We start from the raw sequence: 16,290 nt of genomic DNA on the forward strand, positions 1-16,290 counted from the left end.
TCCTTATTGCGATGGACACCGGCGCTTTCACACTGTTCAGATGCAAGGAGTGCGGCTGCTTGTCGAGTGATGCATTGGTGAGGCATGCAGCAACAACTTTCGTTCCACAGCGATACTTCGGACGAGAGGATCGTGACAAGGCAAAATGGAAGCGATTGCTCCCGCGCATCACCAAAGATTGGAGGCGGCCCCGGTCCGTTCTAGACGTGGGTTGCGGGGGAGGGGCCTTTCTTGGATTCTTGGAGCATCAAGGCAGTGAGATGATGCTTGCCGGAATTGAGGTCGACAAGGGCCGTGCCGAGCAGGCACGGGCACGTGTGCCAACCGCCCGAATTTACACTGGAGCCGTCGAGGCAGTCCTCAATCAAATCGACGGAACATTTGACTTGATCACGCTTTGGGACGTGTTTGAGCACCTTGCGCAACCGTGCTCTGTGCTGCAAGCGTTGGCCGGCAAGGTCAATAAGAATGGCTGCATTTTCATTCAAACCATCCACGAAAGCAGTCTTGTTCCGCTGCTGGGGCGGGCTAGCTACCATCTCACCGGCGGTCGGCTCCGATCTCTCATCAGACGCACCCACGAAGCGCATCATTTGGTCTTCTTCACCCGTAAAGGGCTCGGCATTTTAGCTCGGGAGGCCAACTTAGAGATAGAGGACCTGTGGTTCGATCGTCTGTGCATGTCGCGAATGGACGGAAATCCACTGGTCGTTGCTGCTACGTCGATGCTCCTCACGTTCGAAAATATGCTCGGAAACGGGCTGTTCGTGGACCTCATTCTCAAACCGCTCCCGCACCGGCAAGCCTTGTGAGGCGTGATCGGATTTGAAGGCAGAGTGGCTTCATGCAATGGCGTCTCGATGACACCGCACGACACCTCAAAACCATTACGATCGTTTCACTGGCATGCTCCTGACCGGGCGAGTTGGCACTGTTTTTTGCTCATCCTTGCCGGGTATGTCTTCATTCGCGTTGTTTTCTATCAAGGCATCATCCCCTCAGACCCGCTCGGCTATATCGAATATGCCAGGCAAATGGTGGAAGGAGGATTCAAGCTCGAGTACCACCATTACAACACTCGCTTTGCCATCACGATTCCGGTCGCAGCCAGTTTCGCACTATTTGGAATTCATGAGGCATCGACTGTACTGTGGCCGCTACTCTGCTCAATCACGAGCTTGTATATCCTCTTCCGCATGGGTGCCGCATTGTTCGGGTCCCGTGCGGCATTGCTCGCATGCGGCCTTCTAACCGCTCTCCCGCTCGACATCGCGCTCTCCTTGCAGATCTTGCCGGAGCCAGTACTGACGGCGATGCTTTCCATTTCAGTGTGGTGCTTCATGAAGGGCTATGGCGAAAACGACAGCGTGAGATCGTCTCTATGGCTATTCGTTGCCGGTCTTGCCGTGTGGGGTGCCTATTCGGCCAAAATCCTTGGCATCCTTATGGCCCCAATTCTCCTGACGTACGTGCTGATCGAACGTCTCCCCATAGGGAGGATGGTGTGGCTTTTGGCAGGGCTCTTTGCCTTGCTCATCCCCGAATACGGGTTCTACTATCTCAAAGCGGGAGATCTCTTATTTCCGTTTCATGCTGTCGATACCGTGCACAACATGCAGGCGATCTTGGTCGGTCAGGATTTTGTCACGCGCATTGTTAAAACTTACCCAAGCATGACGATGCTGCCTTCGATCCACTTTGGCATCACGTTCTTATGCGTGTACGCGGCCGTGGCATACGGGCTTTCGGATTGGCGAAGAACCGGCCTCTTATTACTGTGGTTCGGAGCCCTGTTTGTATTTAATGTAGTTGGGTCCACAAGTGTCAGCCGCTACGTCTTCCTTCCCGCAGAGGCAAGGTATTTACATCCAGTCATGATCCCGGGATTATTGCTTGTAGGGAAAGGCTTGTCGGATATTCGAGATCCGCTGGCACACGGCAGGCTGAAAAGAATGACTGTGGCGGCCTCTCTGTCGACGGGTGTGTACGTCGTGATCATCGGGGTGTCTTTGATCTTTGCCGGGTTTGGGTTGCGGCGCTCTGCACATGAAATGTCAGCCATAGAAGTGGGCAAACTCGGGGACGTATTGCGTGACATGCAGCCTGGCATTCTCTATGCCGACAAGCGCGATGTCACGCTACTCCAAGTTCTGACGAGTGGAAGAACCTTACGGCTGCAGGAGTTTCCGGAACCGGGCGATGCCGAGAGCACGTGCCACTATCTGAAACGATTCCAGCCCGCCGCGTGGCTGTTGTACAACTGGAGGCTGATCCTTGGATCAAAGTCTTCAGTCCTGTCTCCCGAGCAACGTGAGATCTTGAGACGAGCTTACGAAGAGGGAGCCTTGAAGCCCGTGTGGAAGCATTGGGAAAAGCCGGGCCCATGGTTCTATAGGCTCGCGGATGTGGGCGTCTTCAAGCGAGTGCTGGGTGAGCAACACAGGTTGGAGTTCTTGCAAGGCCGAGAGGATCTGAGAGGGACCGTCGTATTCACGGTCAATCCGGACACATGTCGACACATCTGACTCTGCCCATGGCCTGGTGACCGCTAGCCGATCCGTGCGTGCGGCGCATGGTGGTCTTCCAAGATCGTCTTCGAGGTTCCCCCCGCAACGATTCCTGAAGAAGTGTCTCGCGATTTCAGCGCCGCGTGGGCCCGTCGCTTAGGGCGCCTACTCCCTGTATTTCAACGTTGTGGGCCGCTCATCTTGGATGCTCGTCATCATCTTTGTCGTTGGACGGCGAGCGCGGGTTTCGATGTAGCGGCGAAAGAACACCCGACGGTTCGTCAGCATGCGCCAACACTCCATGACGACCGGAGGCGCGAGGGCCGCCCGTTGTCTCACGCCTGCCGAGGGGCGAAAGCCCACGCTGCTGTTCCTGGCGCGACCGTTTCCGCCGCTACGGGCGACTGCCTGTGCGCGAACCTGGAACATCACCAAGCATCTCGCGCAACTCGGGTGGGACGTGACGGTGGTGACCCCGCATCCTTCGGTCTGGAGACGCGTGGACGATGTGGCCGCGGTCGAGGCGGTGCTACGGAACGAGGGCATCGAGCGGATCCTCACCGAGCATCACTATCGCTGGATGCAGCCCGACCACCTGCATACCGGTGACAAGGGGCTGAGCCGGTGGGTCGGCGGCCTGTGCCGCCGCATCGCGTGGCGCATCGGTTTCGACGGGGGGATCGGATGGGCCCGCGCCGCAAGGCGGATGTGCGCGGCTCGTGACTTGAGCGGCGTCGACATCATCCTGGCCACGGGCTCGCCGTTCGCCTCGTTTCGGCTCGCCAGGGATTTGGCTCGCAAGCTGCGTTGCCCGTATGTCTTGGACTATCGGGATCCGTGGACGGGGAATCCGCATGCCCCTCGGCCGAGTCGTCCATCGCATCTCCGCCAGGAGGCCGCTCTCCTGGACGGGTGCGGCGCGGCGACGATCGTCTCCCCGTCATGGGCCCGTGAGCTCGGTCGCCGCTTCGGCATCGGCTCGAAGCTGCACGTCGTGACCAACGGCTATGATCCGGATGAGTTGAAGGACATCCGGCCCTATGACTTCGGGCACGCGGCCATCATCTATGCCGGAAAATTCTATCCTCCCAAGCGCGTCATCACGCCGGTCATGGCGGCGCTCAAGCGGCTCGAGGCTGCCCGACCCCGCTCTCGGTGGTATTTCCATTACTATGGCAATGAGGAACATCACGTCCGTCATGAAGCCGTGCGATGCGGCGTGCTTGATCGGGTCATTCTGCACGGAAACGTATCACGCCGGGAGGTGCTCGCGGCGTTGCGAGGCGCGTGCGCCTCGGTCGTGATCACCTCCGTCGAGGACGACGGAGGACCGGAGGACGACGGCATCGTACCCGGGAAGGTGTTCGAGGCGATGGGGGCTGGGACCCCGGTTCTTCTCGTCTCTCCCCCGCGGGGCGACGTCCAGAGGATGGCGGCGGAGACGGGTCTTATCTACGGTTTCCGAGGGGACCTGCTCGATGACATGACCGCGTTTCTTGGCCGAGCCGTCGATCGGGGACTGCCCGCGGCCCCGCCTCCCGATCACTATGCCTGGCCCTCCATCGCGCGCAAGCTCGACCTGATCCTTCGGGCGCTTCTTCACAGGCAAGCTGACGAGGGCGCACCCCCGGTGCCCGAGCGGGATCACGGCGGCTGATTCAGGTCCACCCCTTTCGAGGCGGCTCGTATGACACTCTACACCTTCGCGAGATCGCTCAACTGGTCGCGCCATCGCTATCCGGCCGCGTCGTGCAAAGCGGTGCTCGAAGAATCACAATACTGGCGCCGCGACAGGTTGGACGAGTACCAGAACGCAAAGCTCCAACGGCTGATCCGGCACTGTTACGAGACCGTCCCGTACTACGGCCGAGTCATGCGGAGCATCGAGTGCCGTCCCGAGGAGATCGCCTCGACAACGGATCTCGGCAAGTTGCCCGTCTTGACGCGGGACATCATCAGGCGGCACGGCGAGGAGCTTTTGTCGCGCTATGTTTCCCGCATGTCGGTCTCCTGGGCCCAAACGGGAGGGACGACGGGGGAGCCGATCAGGGTGTGCAGAAATACGGATGCGACTGCGTGGGCGAGCATGTGCCACGAGCGCGGACTGGCGTGGGGCGGCCTTGAACCGGATGAACCGAGAATTAGATTGGTCGGAGGCTCTCTGGGGATCGGGAGAACGAAGATCGCCCAGCGGCTGGGAGCCGCCATCCGTGGCGATGTGTTTCTGCCCGCCTTCGAATTGGATTCACGGACGTGCCGCGCCTACTTCGAGGCCATCCGGACGTCGAAGGCTCGCGTCCTGCTCGGGTATTCCTCGGCCATCTATCGGTTGGCGTGCCTCGCCCGGCAGACCTCCCAGTGCGTGGACCTCCGGGTCGCGTTTCGGACCGCCGAGACGCTGGACGACGAGAAGGAACAGTTGATCCGGGACACGTTCGGCTGCGCGGTCCTCCCTTATTACGGCTGCGGGGAGGTCAATGCCTTGGGGTATTACCCGTGGGGGAGCCCGTCGTATGTCATCCCGGAGGAACATGTCGTGATGGAAGTCCTCCGCCATGACGGTTCGACGGGGCTGACCGGCGAAGGCCGCTTCCTCATTACGGACCTGGACAACTACGCCATGCCGATCCTCCGATATCAGAACGGAGACGCCGGCGAGATCGCTCCGCACGACGGCGGTATGCCATACAAGCGAATCGTGAGATTGGATGGCCGTTACAACAGCCTCTTGATGACCGACCGTGGTGAGTTGATCTCGGGCGCGATCGGCCCGCATATCTTCCGCAACGTGACGACCGTCGAGAAATATCAGATCATCCAGGAGGAGCCGCTCCGGATCGTCATCAAGGTCGTGCCGAAAGGCCGGGTGAGCGAAGCGGATCGTTCGCTCGTCGTGGGCATCCTGCAGCGTCATCTCGGGGAGAGGATGCAGGTCACGATGGAAGAGGTCCTAGAGATTCCTTCACCCCCATCCGGCAAGTCGGTCTTCGTCATCAATCGCTGTCTGCAGTGAGAGAGTGTCTTTCCGATGGCCAACCTCAGGCTCTACAGCGGAGTGCCATGTCCCACGACACAGTGACGCTGGCTTTCGGCGGCGACATCATGCTGGGGAGAGAAGTCGCGCGTTGCATGCGGGAGGCGACCGTCGAGCAGTGGTTGAACGGCGTCTCCTTGGCCTGGGCAAATGCCGACTGCCTGATCGCGAACCTCGAATGCCCGTGTGTCGTTGACGCGAGGCCGATAGATGAAGGGCCGTTCGGCCGTCCATCCGAGATCATCCTTCATGCTCCGGCAAGCCGTGTGGGAGAGTTGGCAAAAGCAGGTGTGTCAGCCGTCACACTCGCCAATAATCATATTCTGGATTGTGGAGCGTTAGGCCTCTCCGAAACCGTTCGCGCGCTCGATGAAGCAGGGATTTACCATGCCGGCGCCGGCTTGAATTTGAGCGAGGCGCTTGAACCAGCGGTGTGGCACGCGGGAGGCGGCACGATCGGACTCGTTGCATTCTGCTATGGGCCTCCTGCAGGGAGATCCTCGCCGGGCGTCGCTCCGTGCGAAGCGTCTGCGATGCGCCGAAGTCTTGCCACGGCCCGTGCCGCCGCCGATCTCGTCGTCGCAGCGCTCCACACGGGATTGGAATACGCCGATGTACCGACGAGCAAGGTTCAAGCTCAGTTCCGCTATCTCGCCGAGCATGGGGCGGATATCGTCATCGGGCACCACCCGCACGTGTTACAGGGGTTGGAATATTGGAAAGGAGTTCCAATCGCGTACAGCCTGGGAGATCTCATCTTCGACAATTCGTTGTCATCGGTTGCGCAGAGGAACTTCGCCCGGATGGCTATGGGGATATATGCCCCGGATGAAGTCAACCGGGATCCGACCAAGTTTCAACGCGGAGCCATCCTCAGGGCATCCTTCACCGACGGTGCCGCCTCCTGTGAATGGCATCCCTTTCGGCAGGATTCGTTGCTGCGTCCCCAGCTGACGGTAGGAAAAGAACGGGAAGAAGACCTGCGCCGGCTGCACAGTCTGGCCGATGCCCTCTCGGATCCCCTAGACGGCCGGCGTGCGGTCGCGGAAGAGGTGTACCAGCGGGTGTACTGGGCCGCGCGGGAGAATTTGACGCTGAGAGAACTGGCCAAACTTGCAGCCAGGCCGAGGTGGCGGTACCTCACGAGCGGCATGCAATGGCTGTCGCGTCGAATCGGCAGAATGATAGGCGAAACAAGTGCCCGTCCAGTCGGACGTACAAGGACTCTACCGTGACAGAGGACTGAGCCAGAAGCTTTCCACATGGCCTCATTGTTCTTTTGCCGATGGGAACCACACGCCTGCATGCCACGAGCGCGTAAAGGGGGGCCTTGGCTTCCCGCTGACATGAACGGTGTGGAGCCGTGATCTCCCATGCCGAGGTCGAAGCGAGCCGTGGGCCTATCGCGGTCGCAGTTCCGGAAGGACTTATCCGATCTGTCTACTATGCGCTCATCTTCTCGATTCCCTATGAGGTCGTCGACTTAGGGCTCGCGGGGCGCAATGTCACCATTTCGAAGATCCTCGGCTATCTGCTCATCCTGGTCTCGCTGCGCAGTTGGCAGATTTGCTTCAGACTGCCGCCCACCGCCTTCTGGTGCTTTGCGGTCTATCTCGGGATCTATCTGCTGTTCGGGGCGCTCCAAGAAGCCCAGCTGCAGCCGGCGATCATCGGTCGTTTCATAACCCTCGCGCAGTTGGTGGTGCTGTTTTGGGTGTCGTACAACCTGCTTCGATACGAGAGGATCGCACGGGGTGCCCTGCTGGCCTTCATCGCATCGTGCAACAGCCTGATCCTCCTGAGCCTGATCGGGCACGGTCAACGTACTGCCGCGGCCCGTGCCTCTGCCTTCGGAGAAAACCCCAACGCCTACGGTGTCGTCATGGCGTTGGGTCTGCTCGTCATCGTCGGGATGGCATATGGGGGGAAGATCGCTGACAAGCGGGCTCGACTCCTGGCGTGGATCTGCTGCGCCGGGCTGGCGGGAGCGGTGGCTTCGAGCGGATCCCGTGGAGCCACGGTTGCCCTCGGCCTCGGATTGTTGGTCTTCCTGATTACGCCGACGATGGTGACGAAGAATCTGAAGACGACGGCGATCATCGTCTTGGTCGTCGCCGTCATAGTCTCGGCGATTCTCAGTAGTGAGTTCATTTTCAGGCGATGGGAGCGAACGATCGTCGACGGTGATACCGCCGGACGAGATCGAATTCTGCGCCAGTCCATCATCATGTTCCTCGAGAAGCCGCTGGTGGGGTGGGGGCCGGTCGCCCACAATTACGAATTGGGGTCGCGCCTCGGTCTTTCGATGCGGGACACCCATAACTTGTACTTCCATGTCCTTCACGAGACGGGCATCGTCGGAGGCCTCGTCTTCTTCACCGGACTTTACCTTTGTGTGCGCGGTGCCTGGCGAGCACGGGCGGGGCCTCGCGGCCGGCTGCCCCTTGCGATCATGTGTTTTCTCTTGCTCGTCAATGCAAAAGGCACGTACCAGTTTCACAAGCTCGCCTGGTTTTTGCTGGCCTACGGCTTATCGAGCGCCTCCGTGATCCTCAAGCATCCCACTCGCAGCCTCAACGAAGTCGGCGCGCGGCTTTACCCGGATGCATTGACGCCGGGACGTCTGTCTTGAACGATCCGGGCTCCGCAGTCCGGTCGAGCGCCGTCTCGTGCCGGTGAAGCGGAACGCCGCAGCATGAGACGGGAAGAGGCATCGCGTGCGAGACCGTGAAGTGCGTCGTCCTGTGTACCGCCTGTGCAAGCCCATCGCGCGTGCCGCGATGTGGCCCTTCTATGCGTTCGACACGCGGCACCGCACACCTACTCAGTGGTCGTCGATGACCTTTCGCTACATCGGGATCTCGGATCGCCGGGCGAGCCCGCGCGTCGACATCCTGATGGACCTCCTGGAAGCCGCGCTAGAGCTGCCTGGCCAGGTCGCAGAGTGCGGCGTGTTTCAAGGACATACGACTCTGGCGCTTGGGCTTCTTCTTAAGGCCCGAGGTGTTCCGAAACAGATCTATGCCCTCGACTCGTACGAGGGATTCGACGATGTCGCAGACATGGAAGCGGCCCATCTAGGAAGAAATCACGTCAATCCCCTCCTTCAAAAGGGCGCGTTCCGCCGCACTTCCCTGGAGCTGGTCGAGTGGAAACTCCGGGCGGCGGGTCTTGAGGGCACCGTCGTGCCGGTCAAAGGGTACTTCCGCGATACGCTCGCGACGTTGCCCGACGACCGCTACTGCTTCGTCCATCTGGACTGCGACCTGGGCGAATCATATCGGGAATGCCTCGCCTACTTTTATCCAAGAATGGTTCCGGGAGGATACATCTGCTTTGACGAATATCGGATACCGGCGTGGCCCTTGACGACCGGCGTGATCGATGACTTCTTTCACGACAAGCCGGAAAAACCTGTCGAAGTCCGCAGGAGCACGGCAGGGAGGTCGTGTTCGAGATGGCATGTGAAGATTGCGCGGCCCGAGAGTCAAGACAAGCGAGCGCAGCTCGCGGAGACAGATGTAGCCAGAGCCTTTTCTGAATCAGGACGTGGGAGCCAGCGCATCGAGGCGGCTACGTAAACTCGGTGTGCGCGGATCGGTCTCGGTCGGAGTCCGTTCTCGACCTGCCAGCGCATCGAGGGTATGGACGGAAACCACATGAAGCTGTTGTTCGTGTCTCCAGTCTATCCCAGTCCGTCCTCGCCCTATACCGGAGCCCAGAATCAACGCTGCGTCGATGTGCTCCGAGAAATGACGGCCGGCGTTACGGTGCTGTCGCCATGCCCCTGGGTTCCACCGGGTTTGCGGATGCGAGAGAAATGGCGGGCCTATGCGGCCATTCCTCCGTACCTCCGTTCTCAGGGGGTGGAGGTTTACCGGCCCCGCTATCCAGCGATCCCGGGGTGTGGCCAATCGGTGTGGCACAGTCGCCTTGTTTTCGAGTCGGTCCGGGCGCTCATCGATCGGCTGCACGAACGATATCGGTTCGACGCCGTCTTGTCGTTCGACCTCGGCCTCCCCGGTGATCTTGCCTGGAGAATCGGTCGTCGCCTGGGGATCGTATCCGCCGGATGGGCGGTCGGAAGCGACGTGCGCCAGGCTCTGCGCGGCTCCGCGGGCCGCCGTCTCGTCATGGTCCTGAATCACCTGAATTTCATCCTCTATCAGACCCGGGAGCTCCTGGACCTGGGAGCGCGCCTTCTCTCGGCGACGCCCGATGAGCTGCGCGCCAGCGGGCGGCATCGTGTCCTGCCGAGAGGAGTGACGTCGCCGAGACCACCGGACCGGACCGAGCGTGCAGAGCTCCGTCGAGCGCTCGGGATAGGAGAAGCGGAGGTCATGGCGTTGTACGTCGGCAGGCTGATGAGAGCCAAGGGCCTGTTCCAGTTCGTCGATCAGCTGTCCGCGGACCAGCATCGACTGGGGGCGCTGAAAGTCGTGCTCGTAGGAGCACGACGAGCCTTCGATGAGACCGACGCCCTGGAAGAGCAGATCCGCGGCAGGGGAATGGCTGACCGTATCATGATTCGGGAGGCGTGCCCGCCCGACCGGGTCTGGGACTATCTCGCGGCTGCCGATCTCTTTGTCTTCCCCAGCTTTGAAGAAGGCATGCCGAATGCGCTGTTGGAAGCGATGAGCGCAGGAGTGCCGGCCGTCACGTTCGAGATCAAGGCGATCCACGACATTCTCCGATTCGACGGGGATGCCCTGGCAACCGCCAAGCCATACGACTTTCACGGCTTCTGTGAGGCTGTGTTCGCGGTCGCCCGGGATTCGGAGCTTCGGAGAAGGCTGTCGACCAGTGGGCAGGCGCTGGTGCAGCGACACATGTCCATGCAGGACAGCATGGCAGCCGTGGTCCAATTGCTTGACACCGGGTCCCGGCCAGCCTCTCGAGAGGTCCATCATGCCTGACCACCTCGTGCTGCAATACGACGGCCCGCATAAGGCCGCGGTTGAGTATGGGATGCGGATCCTGGCCTCTTCGCTCGCCTGCCGCGTGGTCAGCCGAGAGGGCTCGATCCCGGCGGACGATGAGAGCGTGGTGGTGTCGTACGGCGGTGAGGTGCCCGCCCGCGCGGGTCGAAAGCATCTTCACTTCCATCAAGCGAGGATGTTTTGGTCGAGCTTCGGCTTGCCCGAGAGCCTTCCGGCTTCGCCCCTGCACCGTGTGCCGACCAAGGACCTTCACCTCACGTCCGACCGTCACCTGGAAGAAGACTTGATCGTTCCCTTTGCCAACGAGAAACATGCCGGCGGGCCGGTTCATTGGGTGGCGCGCGGCGGTCCCTCCCGGATCCTCGTCTGTGAATTGGATCTCGTCGCGTCCACGTTCTTTTGGGTGACGCGATATGAAGAGATGTTCGGCCGGCAAGCCGACGCGCTCGGACGGGTCAAGGAAGATACGCTGCGCTGCGTCGAAGAACGCTGTCACCAGCGGCCGGTCGTGGACGAGTATGCCGAGGTCTTCCTGCAATGGGTGCGGCAGATCGCACCGTCGTTCCGGCCTCGTTCCAGGGGCCTGCGGGTCGTCATCACCCACGACATCGACACCGGCATTCCAGTCCGGGGCGGGTTGGAGTATGTCGACTGTGCGGCCAGAGGATTGTGCCGGCACGCCATCAGATACGGCCGGGTGCGGGCGGGCTTCGACGCGTGCGTGCAATGGTTACAGGTCGGGGCGAAGGTCAGGTCCTACGTCCAACACTTCATCGACCTGATCCGCTTCGACCAGGCGCACGGGTTCACGAGTCAGTTCTTTCTCATGGCCAACGGCACGCATCCGCTCGATGCGCGCTACGACATCCTCAGCGAGTATTCGAAGAACGTCATCCGGGGAATTCAAGGAGCCGGGGGCACGATCGGGCTCCACGTCGGCATCAACGCTCACACCGACGAGAGGCGGTGCAAACAGGAATGGGCGGACCTCGAGCAGGCATGCGGAGCGGCGGTGCACGCCGCTCGGAGCCATTACCTCGTGTGGGATCCCCGGCGCACGTATCGCCACTTGGCGGCAGCGGGGTGCACGATAGACTCAAGCTCCGGGTTTTCGGGCTACATGGGTTTCCGGTCGGGCACCAGCCGCCCGCATCGCGCCTTCGACCTGCTCACGGAGTCGGTCAGTCCCATTTGGGAATATCCCCAAACGCTCATGGACATCAATGTGCTCGCCGTCCACGCGGAATCCGACGAAGAGCGGTGTGGACGGGTCCGGCAGATGGTCGAGCGTGTCGCCGCGCACGGGGGCTGCATGGTCGTCAATTGGCACAACGCCTACTTCTACGGCGACTATGTGGCCTTGTACGGTGAAATCCTCCGTGTACTCGGCGAACAAGGGACGAACCTGAGCCTCGACGATCACGACCCCTATGCGTCCCACATCGCCTGATGTCCTGCTCACCGTCGGGCCCTGGCCCGACGGATCGTTCCCGAAAGGGGCGAGAGCGAGACGACCTCCCGAACGCTGAGTCCTGCCATGAAGGTTCTTGTCACAGACGGCCATCAAAAGCATGCGCTGGCCGCAATTCGAGCGTTGGGGCGCGAGGGTGTGACCGTCCATGTAGGGTCGAGCGCTCGGTTTGTCAGCTCGTTCTTGTCGCGATACTGCGCCGGGACCCTCGTGTATCCCGACCCCGCGCGACACGAAACCGCCTTCGTCAACTGCCTCGTCGAGTACGCGCAATGCCGGCGCATCGATGTGCTCTTGCCCATCGGATACGACGCCAACCGGGTCGTGTCGAAGCACAAGGACGTCCTGCTGAAGTACCTGCATGTCGCGATCGCCGACCACGAGCGGATGGAGGTGGCCTCGGACAAAGGAAAGACGATGGCGTTGGCCGCGTCGGTCGGGGTCAACGTACCGAAAACGTACACGGGTGTCGACGAGGTCGAAGAGTACCCCGTCGTGGTCAAAGGCCGAACGGGAAGCGGTAACGTCCGCTATGTCAACTCACGTCAAGAGCTCGAAGGCATGGATACATCGGGCAGTCTCGTTCAGGAATATATCCCGGGTGAGGGGTATGGCTTTTTCGCCCTCTTCCGGGCCGGTGAGCCGCGGGCAACCTTCATGCACAGGCGTCTGCGACAGTGGCCCGTGACGGGCGGGGCGAGCACGCTGGCGGAGAGCTACTACGACGAAGGGCTCAAAAGCCAAGGAATCCGCCTGCTGCAAGCCCTGAACTGGCATGGTGTTGCGATGGTCGAGATGAAACGCGATGCCCGTGACGGCCGGTTCAAGCTGATGGAGATCAATCCGAAATACTGGGGCTCGCTCGATCTGGCCATCCACGCGGGCGTGAACTTCCCCTATCTGGCCGCGGTCATGGCCATGGAGGGCGACGTCCCGCCCTCCCACGACTTTCGCTACCTGAAACTGCGCTGGCTGTTCCCGCAGGACGTGCTCCATCTGATCAGCCGGCCGTCGTGCGCCGGCCGGTTCCTCAAAGACTTTTTCGATCCGCACGTGGAGACGGATCTGTGCCCGTACGACTTCGCTCCCGATCTCTATGCCATCGCCACGACGCCGGCGATCGTGATCAGCCGCCTGCTGAAGGGGCGATTGTATCGCCCGCACGGCCGTCCCGGAGGGCAGGCATGATCCACGTGGATCTGCATCTGCACAGTCATTATTCCTTCGACTGTCTCGTCCGGCCGAGCGTGATCCTGGCCGAGGCGCGCCGGAAGGGTTTGTCAGGCGTCGCCGTGACCGATCACGACACGATTCGCGGCGCCGTGGCGGCGGCGGAGCTGAACGACGACGGCGACTTGGTCGTGATCGTCGGAGCCGAATACAAGACGGAGATCGGCGATGTGATCGGCCTCTTCCTCACCGACGAGATCAGGACCCGTGATCCGTGGGAGGTCATCGGGGAGATTCATCGGCAAGGCGGTCTGGCCGTCCTACCGCATCCCTACCATGGAACGGGAGCGGCTTTGGCAGTGGCCGGGGCCGTGGACCTCATCGAGGTCTTCAATGCCCGTGAGACGCCGGAGAACAATCGACGGGCCTTCGAACTCGCGAAGCAACTGCATAAACCGATGATCTCTGCAAGCGATGCACATTTCGCGGGCGACATCGGCACGTCGAGGATGATCCTCCCCCCGGGCGACATCCGGACCGCGCTCCTTCGCGGCACCGGTTCGCTGATGACGGGCTACTCCCCGCGGTACAAGACGCCGGCGAGTCAGATGGTGAAGGCCTGGAAGCTCGGGCGGTATCGCACGCTGCCGTACCACGGCGCCCGTGTTGTCAAGCGTTTGGTGTGCGATCGGTAACGCGGTCGCCAGGCGTTCCAAAACCGGGCATCCCGGCGAGGTCGACCAAGATGGGTTCCCCCGCGGACTGCGGAGAGAGGGCGACGAGAAGGCTGATCGTCAATGCCGATGGGTTCGGCTTCGGGCCGGGCGCGACGGAAGGCATCATGCGTGCGATCCGAGAGGGCGGATTCATCACGAGTCTGAGCGTGAACGCAAATTTTCCAGATGCCGATCGGCTGCCGGAGCTGCTCAAAGAATGCCCTCATTTGAGCGTCGGCGTGCACCTGAATCCCATGGTCGGACGATCCTGTCTCCCGCCCGATCGTGTGCCGTCGCTCGTGGGCCCCGACGGGTGCTTTCACCACACGGAGTTCTCACGGCGCTGGCGCGAGGGAGCGATCGCGCCCGTGGAGCTCGAGGCCGAATTGGACGCGCAGATCAGCCGGGTGAAGGCGCTCGCGGGACATCATGTCACGCATCTCGACTCGCAGGGCAACGGGCATCTCACCTACTTCGAGGTATTCCTGTCGTTGGCGAAGAAATGGTCGTTGCCCTGCATTCGGAACAATGCCTCGTTGATCTGCCTGGAAGCGCCCGAACCGCGCCTGGCCCGCTGGAAAGCCTACGCGGGACGGCCGCACGTCTGGGCCGTCCACGAGTACCGCAAGTGGCAGATGCGAAGAGCGCGGCGTCTCGGGCTGCGGATGGCGGACCGGCTCATCACGGTCGGGTATGCCGGCCTGGGCGGCAAAGCCTCACGCGACAACTGGCTGCGGATCCTGCGGAATCTTCCGCACGGGATCCATGAGATCTATTGCCACCCGGCATATCCCGAGGACACACTCCGCCGCTGGTCCTATTACTGCGAGGAACGCGGGCGAGAGCTTGCGATCCTCCGCCATCCCGAGCTGCGTGACCTCGCCGAGGCTCTGGGCATCGAGCTGATTGGATTCAAGGCGTTGTGACACAGAGCCACGGTCGGGCCCGTTCGCTCTTGGAGCGTGTCCGCCGGCTCGCGCGCTGTCGGACGACAAAGGGGCTTCGGCGCCCTATGATCACCGATTGGACCATGCAGGTGTACTGGCGGCTGCCGGTCTCCGTCCAGGAAACCGCGCTCACGCTCTATGCCCGCCGGTTGGATAAACTCTACTACGGTCCGTCCTACCAGGACTGGCGACGACGTTTTCACGAGTGGCAGTCGTGGTCGCACGCCGATGCGGCGGCCTGGCAGAGCGACCGCCTCCGGCTGCTCATCGACCGGGCCGCGACCACAGTGCCCTATTACCGGGGGGCATGGCGCCGTGTCGATTGGAAGGCGGTCGACTCCCCCGGAAACTTGGGGATCTTACCCGTCCTCGACAAGCAGACGCTCCGCCAGCACGAGCAGGCGTTTCTCGTCGACGGCCTCGATCCGAAGTCCCTCTGGACGCAGAAGACGAGCGGGACGACCGGCACGGCGTTACGGATCTATTGGCCGTCCGACATGCTCCCGAAATGGTGGGCGTTGTGCGAGGTGGCGGTCCGCAACATCGCCGGGGTGGCGCAGCACATTCCTCGCGCGATGATGGGAGGGCGTCCCATCATCGCCGGCGCGACGCAGCGCCCTCCGTATTGGCGGTTCAACCGGCTCTGGAGACAACTCTACTTGTCGAGCTATCACGTGTCCGACAGCACGGCACCTCACTATGCCAAGGCCGTGCGCGAGTATGGATCCGAGTGGATCACGGGCTACGGCTCGGCGATTGCCGCATTGGCGGAAAGCGCGCTGACGGCGGGTGTGGAGCCGGTCAGACTGCGGAGCGCGATCGTGAGCGGCGATACGTTGCTTCCCGGCATGCGGACGTCCATCGAGCAGTTTTTTCAATGCCGATGCTTCGACCACTACGGGCAGAGCGAAGGCGTGTGCTCCGCGATGGAGTGTCCGTACGGGCGGATGCACGTGATTCCATTTGCGGGGATCATCGAGATCCTACGCCAAGACGGGACCGCTTGCGCCCCCGGAGAGGTCGGGGAGATCGTGGCCACGGGGCTGCTCAACGACGCCATGCCGCTGATCCGCTATCGCTTGGGAGATTACGCCGCGTGGGCCGGCGAGCAGGACTGCCCGTGCGGCAACCAGCAGCCGATCCTCACCAAGCTGGAAGGCCGTGTCGATGATTATCTGCTGACGGCGGATGGACGGAAAATCGGGCGGTTGTCGACGGCGATGAAACGAAGCCCGACGATTCACTCCGCTCAGATCGTGCAAGACCGCCCCGGTCATGCGTACCTTCTCGTCCGTCCGTCGGAGGGGTACAGAACCGGGCATGCGCTGGCGGTACGCGACGATATTCAGGAGCGGATCGGCCGCTTCGACCTCGACGTCCGGGAAGTGACGGAGATTCCAAAAACGCTGAGGGGCAAGACGTCTCTCGTCGTCCGTTTGATGGAACAACCCTTGTTGCGTCCCGCCTACCGCGGGATTCTGAATTGATCGTGGTCATGGAGCTGC

13 protein-coding genes are annotated in these 16,290 nt (G+C 61.6%); all 13 read left to right on the forward strand.

What is annotated here, in order from left to right; translation table 11 throughout:
- Window positions 1-11 precede the first annotated feature (11 nt).
- The 13 genes from ACWHYV_RS03750 to ACWHYV_RS03810 all read left to right on the forward strand — a co-directional run bounded on the left by ACWHYV_RS03750 (window position 12) and on the right by ACWHYV_RS03810 (window position 16,272).
- Window positions 12-812: a class I SAM-dependent methyltransferase gene (locus ACWHYV_RS03750; protein ID WP_447979316.1), complete on the forward strand. Its 801-nt coding sequence runs from the start codon at window positions 12-14 to the stop codon at window positions 810-812.
- Window positions 813-860: 48 nt separating this feature from the next.
- Complete coding sequence (locus tag ACWHYV_RS03755; RefSeq protein WP_447979317.1) at window positions 861-2,525, forward strand: ArnT family glycosyltransferase; 1,665 nt, start codon at window positions 861-863, stop codon at window positions 2,523-2,525.
- 283 nt (window positions 2,526-2,808) lie between these two features.
- Window positions 2,809-4,164, forward strand: coding sequence for a glycosyltransferase (locus ACWHYV_RS03760; protein ID WP_447979318.1), 1,356 nt, complete (start codon window positions 2,809-2,811; stop codon window positions 4,162-4,164).
- 30 nt (window positions 4,165-4,194) lie between these two features.
- Complete coding sequence (locus ACWHYV_RS03765; RefSeq protein ID WP_447979319.1) at window positions 4,195-5,520, forward strand: phenylacetate--CoA ligase family protein; 1,326 nt, start codon at window positions 4,195-4,197, stop codon at window positions 5,518-5,520.
- Between the two features lie 47 nt (window positions 5,521-5,567).
- Entirely contained in the window at window positions 5,568-6,776 is a 1,209-nt protein-coding gene (locus ACWHYV_RS03770) for a CapA family protein (protein WP_447979320.1), read from the forward strand.
- Between the two features lie 128 nt (window positions 6,777-6,904).
- Window positions 6,905-8,173: an O-antigen ligase family protein gene (locus tag ACWHYV_RS03775; protein ID WP_447979321.1), complete on the forward strand. Its 1,269-nt coding sequence runs from the start codon at window positions 6,905-6,907 to the stop codon at window positions 8,171-8,173.
- A 205-nt stretch (window positions 8,174-8,378) separates the two neighbouring features.
- The gene (locus ACWHYV_RS03780) at window positions 8,379-9,122 is read left to right on the forward strand and encodes a TylF/MycF/NovP-related O-methyltransferase (RefSeq protein ID WP_447980685.1); all 744 of its coding nucleotides are present in this window, start codon (window positions 8,379-8,381) and stop codon (window positions 9,120-9,122) included.
- Between the two features lie 78 nt (window positions 9,123-9,200).
- Entirely contained in the window at window positions 9,201-10,457 is a 1,257-nt protein-coding gene (locus ACWHYV_RS03785) for a glycosyltransferase family 4 protein (RefSeq protein ID WP_447979322.1), read from the forward strand.
- On the forward strand, window positions 10,450-11,931 hold the full coding sequence (locus ACWHYV_RS03790; protein WP_447979323.1) for a DUF7033 domain-containing protein: 1,482 nt from the start codon (window positions 10,450-10,452) through the stop codon (window positions 11,929-11,931). Before ACWHYV_RS03785 ends, ACWHYV_RS03790 begins: the two co-directional genes overlap by 8 nt.
- A gap of 87 nt (window positions 11,932-12,018) precedes the next feature.
- Window positions 12,019-13,140 carry a carboxylate--amine ligase gene (locus ACWHYV_RS03795; protein WP_447979324.1) on the forward strand — a complete coding sequence of 374 codons (1,122 nt, stop codon included), beginning with the start codon at window positions 12,019-12,021 and terminating at the stop codon, window positions 13,138-13,140.
- A complete protein-coding gene (locus ACWHYV_RS03800; RefSeq protein WP_447979325.1) occupies window positions 13,137-13,817 on the forward strand; it encodes a PHP domain-containing protein in 681 nt (226 codons plus the stop codon). Before ACWHYV_RS03795 ends, ACWHYV_RS03800 begins: the two co-directional genes overlap by 4 nt.
- 50 nt (window positions 13,818-13,867) lie before the next feature.
- Entirely contained in the window at window positions 13,868-14,764 is an 897-nt protein-coding gene (locus ACWHYV_RS03805) for a carbohydrate deacetylase (RefSeq protein ID WP_447979326.1), read from the forward strand.
- A gap of 86 nt (window positions 14,765-14,850) precedes the next feature.
- The gene (locus ACWHYV_RS03810) at window positions 14,851-16,272 is read left to right on the forward strand and encodes a phenylacetate--CoA ligase family protein (protein WP_447979327.1); all 1,422 of its coding nucleotides are present in this window, start codon (window positions 14,851-14,853) and stop codon (window positions 16,270-16,272) included.
- Window positions 16,273-16,290 lie beyond the last annotated feature (18 nt).

The sequence above is a fragment of the Candidatus Nitrospira bockiana genome, from assembly GCF_965152565.1.

Coding starts and splice junctions, on each gene's coding strand:
- ACWHYV_RS03750 (WP_447979316.1), top strand. CDS start 12: ATGGACACCGGCGCTTTCACACTGTTCAGATGCAAGGAGTGCGGCTGC.
- ACWHYV_RS03755 (WP_447979317.1), top strand. CDS start 861: ATGACACCGCACGACACCTCAAAACCATTACGATCGTTTCACTGGCAT.
- ACWHYV_RS03760 (WP_447979318.1), top strand. CDS start 2,809: ATGACGACCGGAGGCGCGAGGGCCGCCCGTTGTCTCACGCCTGCCGAG.
- ACWHYV_RS03765 (WP_447979319.1), top strand. CDS start 4,195: ATGACACTCTACACCTTCGCGAGATCGCTCAACTGGTCGCGCCATCGC.
- ACWHYV_RS03770 (WP_447979320.1), top strand. CDS start 5,568: ATGTCCCACGACACAGTGACGCTGGCTTTCGGCGGCGACATCATGCTG.
- ACWHYV_RS03780 (WP_447980685.1), top strand. CDS start 8,379: ATGACCTTTCGCTACATCGGGATCTCGGATCGCCGGGCGAGCCCGCGC.
- ACWHYV_RS03785 (WP_447979322.1), top strand. CDS start 9,201: ATGAAGCTGTTGTTCGTGTCTCCAGTCTATCCCAGTCCGTCCTCGCCC.
- ACWHYV_RS03790 (WP_447979323.1), top strand. CDS start 10,450: ATGCCTGACCACCTCGTGCTGCAATACGACGGCCCGCATAAGGCCGCG.
- ACWHYV_RS03795 (WP_447979324.1), top strand. CDS start 12,019: ATGAAGGTTCTTGTCACAGACGGCCATCAAAAGCATGCGCTGGCCGCA.
- ACWHYV_RS03800 (WP_447979325.1), top strand. CDS start 13,137: ATGATCCACGTGGATCTGCATCTGCACAGTCATTATTCCTTCGACTGT.
- ACWHYV_RS03805 (WP_447979326.1), top strand. CDS start 13,868: ATGGGTTCCCCCGCGGACTGCGGAGAGAGGGCGACGAGAAGGCTGATC.
- ACWHYV_RS03810 (WP_447979327.1), top strand. CDS start 14,851: ATGATCACCGATTGGACCATGCAGGTGTACTGGCGGCTGCCGGTCTCC.